The sequence below is a fragment of the Pseudomonas sp. HMWF006 genome (assembly GCF_003061205.1).
Lineage (GTDB): Bacteria > Pseudomonadota > Gammaproteobacteria > Pseudomonadales > Pseudomonadaceae > Aquipseudomonas > Aquipseudomonas monsensis.
This window is the reverse complement of the sequence record NZ_QAIU01000645.1, coordinates 1-4,922: the sequence shown is the minus strand read 5'-3', so window position 1 is coordinate 4,922 and position 4,922 is coordinate 1. Positions and strand designations below refer to the sequence as shown.

The 4,922-nt window shown below is 59.7% G+C and carries 6 protein-coding genes; 3 read left to right on the top strand and 3 right to left on the bottom strand.

Annotated features, from left to right (window positions below):
- From DBR24_RS29815 to phhA, 3 genes are all read right to left on the bottom strand, one after another.
- The coding region (locus DBR24_RS29815; RefSeq protein ID WP_128616488.1) for an aminotransferase class I/II-fold pyridoxal phosphate-dependent enzyme at positions 1 to 465 on the bottom strand (465 nt) is incomplete at its 3' end.
- Positions 465 to 821 carry a 4a-hydroxytetrahydrobiopterin dehydratase gene (locus DBR24_RS29810; RefSeq protein ID WP_003222798.1) on the bottom strand — a complete coding sequence of 119 codons (357 nt, stop codon included), beginning with the start codon at positions 819 to 821 and terminating at the stop codon, positions 465 to 467. The genes DBR24_RS29815 and DBR24_RS29810, both read right to left, overlap by 1 nt.
- 117 nt (positions 822 to 938) lie before the next feature.
- Complete coding sequence (gene phhA / locus DBR24_RS29805; protein WP_123465689.1) at positions 939 to 1,730, bottom strand: phenylalanine 4-monooxygenase; 792 nt, start codon at positions 1,728 to 1,730, stop codon at positions 939 to 941.
- A gap of 374 nt (positions 1,731 to 2,104) precedes the next feature.
- Between phhA and DBR24_RS29795 the strand changes: the two genes are divergently transcribed.
- From DBR24_RS29795 to DBR24_RS29785, 3 genes are all read left to right on the top strand, one after another.
- Positions 2,105 to 3,667, top strand: coding sequence for a sigma-54-dependent transcriptional regulator (locus tag DBR24_RS29795; protein WP_128616486.1), 1,563 nt, complete (start codon positions 2,105 to 2,107; stop codon positions 3,665 to 3,667).
- A gap of 362 nt (positions 3,668 to 4,029) precedes the next feature.
- Positions 4,030 to 4,770 (top strand): flagellar basal body rod protein FlgF, encoded by a 741-nt coding sequence (locus tag DBR24_RS29790; RefSeq protein WP_093439577.1) that lies wholly within the window; start codon positions 4,030 to 4,032, stop codon positions 4,768 to 4,770.
- A gap of 45 nt (positions 4,771 to 4,815) precedes the next feature.
- A partial coding sequence (locus tag DBR24_RS29785) for a flagellar basal body protein (protein ID WP_218278162.1) occupies positions 4,816 to 4,922 on the top strand: 107 nt, incomplete at its 3' end.

Genomic DNA, 4,922 nt, shown 5'->3' with positions numbered 1-4,922 from the left:
GTTGTCGCTGCCCACATACGGGTAGTGACTGACCTTGACCCCGGCGGTGGCGAAAATCGTTTCGTGGATCGGCCAGGTCGGGTTGCTCAGCCACACGCCCTTGCCCGGCAGGCATTGGGCGATGAAGTCGGCCGCCAGACGCAGGGCCCCGGTGCCGCCCGGCGTCTGGGTGGCGCCGGCACGTTGTGCGGCGATCAGCTTCGAGTCGGCGCCGAGCACCAGCTCATTGATGACCTTGCCGAACAACGGATTGCCGTGACCGCCGATGTAGGTCTTGGTGTCCTGGCTTTCGACCAGGCGCGCCTCGGCTATTTTCACCGCTTCGGGGATCGGCGTCAGGCCCTGGGCATCCTTGTAGACGCCAACGCCGAGGTCGAACTTGCGCGGATTGCTGTCCTGCGCATAGGCCTCCATCAAACCGAGGATCGGGTCGCCGGGTACCCGGCCGATGGCGTCGAAGTGCATTACTTGCGTCCTTCTGCGGTCTTGGCCACTTCGTCAGTGCGTGCAGCCATGATGAAGTCGTTGCGGTGCAGGCCCTTGATCGAGTGGCTCCACCAGGTCACGGTGACTTTACCCCACTCGGTCAGCAGGCCCGGGTGGTGACCCTCGGCCTCGGAGATTTCGCCGACTGCGTTGGTGAACGCCAGTGCATGCTTGAAGTTCTTGAACAGGAAGACCTTCTCCAGTTGCATGATGCTGTCGCGCACTTCGATGTTCCAGTCAGGGATCTGCTTGATCAGGATCGGCAGTTCTTCATCGCTGACTTGTGGCGCATCGGCGCGGCAGGCTTCGCAGTGGGCTTGGTTCAAAGTGGACATGATGTATTCCTGAAATCGAGAGTGTTTTTTTTATTAAAGCTTTTGAGCTGTCAATGCCGTCACGCTAAACCAAAGTGGCGGCGCCGGACAGGCTCAATTGTCAGCAAAAGTCGCGGTTCACGCGGCTTTCGGTTTCGGCGGAAATTTCGGCGCGTGCAGACCCAGCTGCATGCCTTGCTTGACCATGGCCATGATGTCTTCATGGGCTACGTCGAACAGGCGCTTGAGGTTCGGCAGGACAAAGTACAACGGCTGCAGGATGTCGATGCGATACGGCGTGCGCATGGCTTCCAGCGGATCGAACGGCTGATGCTCAGGCTCGTCCGACAGGCAATAAACGGTCTCTTTCGGCGAGGACAGGATGCCGCCGCCGTAGATGCGTTTGCCTTGCGGGGTGTCGACCAGGCCAAACTCGATGGTCATCCAGTACAGGCGCGCCAGATACACGCGCTCTTCCTTGGTGGCCTGCAGGCCGAGCTTGCCGTAGGTGTGGGTGAATTCGGCGAACCACGGGTTGGTCAGCAGCGGGCAGTGGCCGAAGATCTCGTGGAAAATGTCTGGCTCTTGCAGGTAGTCCAGCTCTTCGCGGGTGCGAATGAAGGTGGCCACCGGAAACTGTTTGCTGGCGAGCAATTCGAAAAAGGTCTGGAAGGGGATCAGCGCCGGGACGCGGGCGACCTGCCAGCCGGTGGTCTCGCCGAGCACTTTGTTGATCTCGCCCAGTTGCGGAATGCGGTCGTGTGGCAGACCGAGTTTCTCGATACCGTCCAGGTACTCCTGGCAAGCACGCCCTTCGATCACTTTCAGTTGGCGAGTGATCAGCGTATTCCACACCGCGTGTTCTTCGGCGGGGTAGTCGATAAAACCTTGCGCATCGGGCTCGCGGGCCACGTATTGCGTCTGCTTCATACTGCTCTCCTGCTAGGGGAATTCGTTCTTGTTATGTCCAGCGATGGATTCAGGATTACCCGAGAGCGCATTGATGTGCAGCAGGTTGAAACGCCTTTGCGTAGGAAATGTCTCTTTAAATCGTAAAATAATCGTTACGCTTTGCAGGATAACTCACGTTTACGGTCATTCGTGGGTTTGAAAAGGCCGATGGCTGTCACATAATCTTGACAACTATCTGCGCGCCTCGACAGAAAAGTCTGGCGCAGTCCCCCTGTAGGAGTGAGCCTGCTCGCGAAAGCGGTGTGTCATTCACCTTCAGTACAGCCTGATAAGCCGCTATCGCGAGCAGGCTCACTCCTACAGGTTCTTTATCGTTTATTCGGACGATTTTTATGCGCATCAAAGTCCATTGCCAGAACCGCATCGGCATCCTGCGCGACATTCTCAACTTGCTGGTCGCCTACGGGATCAACGTGGCGCGCGGTGAAGTGGGTGGCGAGCATGGCAACGCGATCTATCTGCATTGCCCGAACCTGATCAACATCCAGTTTCAGGCGCTGCGGCCGAAGTTCGAGGCGATTGCCGGGGTGTTTGGTGTCAAGCGTGTCGGTTTGATGCCGAGCGAGCGTCGGCACATGGAATTGAATGCCTTGCTCGGTGCGCTGGAGTTTCCGGTGTTGTCGATCGACATGGGCGGCTCGATTGTCGCCGCCAACCGTGCGGCGGCGCAGTTGCTCGGGGTGCGCGTCGATGAGGTGCCGGGGATACCGCTGTCGCGTTATGCCGAAGATTTCGACCTGCCGGAACTGGTGCGCGCCAACAAGTCGCGCATCAATGGCATGCGGGTCAAGGTCAAGGGCGACATCTTTCTGGCTGATATCGCGCCGCTGCAATCGGAGCATGACGACAGCGAAGCGATGGCCGGCGCTGTGCTGACACTGCACCGTGCCGACCGGGTTGGCGAGCGTATCTACAACGTACGCAAACAGGAGTTGCGCGGCTTCGACAGCATCTTCCAGAGCTCGAAAGTGATGGCGGCGGTGGTGCGTGAAGCCCGGCGCATGGCGCCGCTGGATGCGCCGCTGTTGATCGAAGGCGAGACCGGCACCGGCAAAGAGTTGCTGGCGCGTGCCTGCCATCTCGCCAGCCCGCGCGGGCAATCGCCGTTGATGGCGCTCAATTGCGCCGGCTTGCCGGAGTCCATGGCCGAGACCGAGCTGTTCGGTTACGGGCCGGGCGCGTTCGAAGGGGCGCGCGCCGAAGGCAAGCTCGGCCTGCTGGAACTGACGGCGGGCGGTACGCTGTTTCTCGATGGCGTTGGCGAGATGAGCCCGCGCCTTCAAGTGAAACTGCTGCGCTTTTTGCAGGACGGTTGCTTCCGGCGGGTCGGCAGCGATGAAGAGGTGTATCTGGATGTGCGGGTGATCTGCGCGACTCAGGTGGACTTGTCCGAACTGTGCGCACGCGGCGAGTTTCGCCAGGATCTGTATCACCGTTTGAATGTGCTGTCGCTGCACATCCCGCCCTTGCGCGAATGCCTCGACGGGTTGACGCCACTGGTGGAGCACTTCCTCGATCAGGCCAGTCGGCAGATCGGTTGCTCGCTGCCGAAACTGGCGCCGGCGGCGATGGATCGTCTCAGTCATTACCATTGGCCGGGTAACGTGCGGCAGTTGGAGAACGTGCTGTTCCAGGCGGTTTCGCTGTGCGACGGCGGCACGGTGAAGGCTGAGCATATTCGCCTGCCGGATTACGGCGTGCGTCAGCCGCTTGGCGATTTCTCGCTTGAAGGTGGTCTGGACGAGATTGTCGGGCGTTTCGAAAAAGCGGTGCTGGAGCGGCTGTATTCCGAACATCCAAGCAGCCGGCAGTTGGGCAAGCGGCTGGGGGTTTCGCACACCACGATTGCCAACAAACTGCGCGAATATGAAGTGGGCAAAGACCCCGAAAACTAACAGCAACGCTGTGGTATCAAGCGTTTTTGTGGCGAGGGGGGTTATCCCCGATCGGCTGCATAGCAGTCGCAAAACCTACGAATGAGGTCGTTCTGAAGGAAAAGCGGGGCGGCTTCGCCACCCATCGGGGGATAAATCCCCTCACCACAAGTTCTCCTTCAGCCGCAGAGATCGGGATTGCCGCCAAGCGGCATAACACCGCCGGTTTTTCGACTTCGATACATTTCAAGTTTCCCCTCTGATTCCCTCAAGTCCTTTGTTTATCGGGCTGCCAGCCGCCAGAAAAAAGTTGGTCTGCAAATTGCTTATGGCTCAGCAGTACAGCGGTGGGCGGCAAACGTCCGGCATGCAGAGGAAAGAGTGTGGACAAGTACCTTTATGTGGCAATGACCGGCGCCAGCCAGAACGCACTGGCGCAAAAGGCCCATGCCAACAACCTGGCGAACATCTCCACCAACGGTTTTCAGCGCGACCTGGAGCAGGCGCGTTCGATGCCGGTGTTCGGTGACAGCTTTCCGGCGCGTGCCTTTGCCATGAGCGAACGCCCGGCCACGGATTTCACCCCAGGCTCGCTGGTACAGACCGGCCGTGACCTCGATGTCGCCGTCACCGGCAATGGCTGGATCGCCGTGCAGAACCCGAACGGCGGCGAAAGCTACGTGCGCACCGGCAGCCTCAACGTCGACGCCCTCGGCGTACTGCGCGCCGGCAACGGCATGCCGGTGATGGGCAATGGCGGTCCGATCGCCGTGCCGCCCGAGCAGCAGATCGAAGTCGGCGAAGACGGCACCATCAGTATTCGTGCGATGGGCGAAGGCCCGCGCGTCATGGCGGAAGTCGACCGGATCAAGCTGGTCAACCCGGACATCAAGAACATGAACAAGGGCCTCGACGGCTCGATTTACACCAAGGACGGCCAGCCTGCGCCGGCCGACGCCAACGTCAAACTGGTGTCGGGTTTCCTTGAGTCGAGCAACGTCAACGCCGTGGAAGAAATGACTTCGGTGCTGGCCCTGGCCAAGCAGTTCGAGTTGCACGTCAAGATGATGAACACCGCCAAAGACGACGACCAGGCCATGGCTCGGGTCTTGCAGATCAGCTAATTATCAGAACGTCGCGCCGTAAAACAGGCGCACGAGGAGAATCGAATGCTTCCGGCTCTATGGGTTGCCAAAACCGGTCTGTCCGCTCAGGACACCAACCTGACCACCATTTCCAACAACCTGGCGAACGTCTCGACCACGGGTTTCAAACG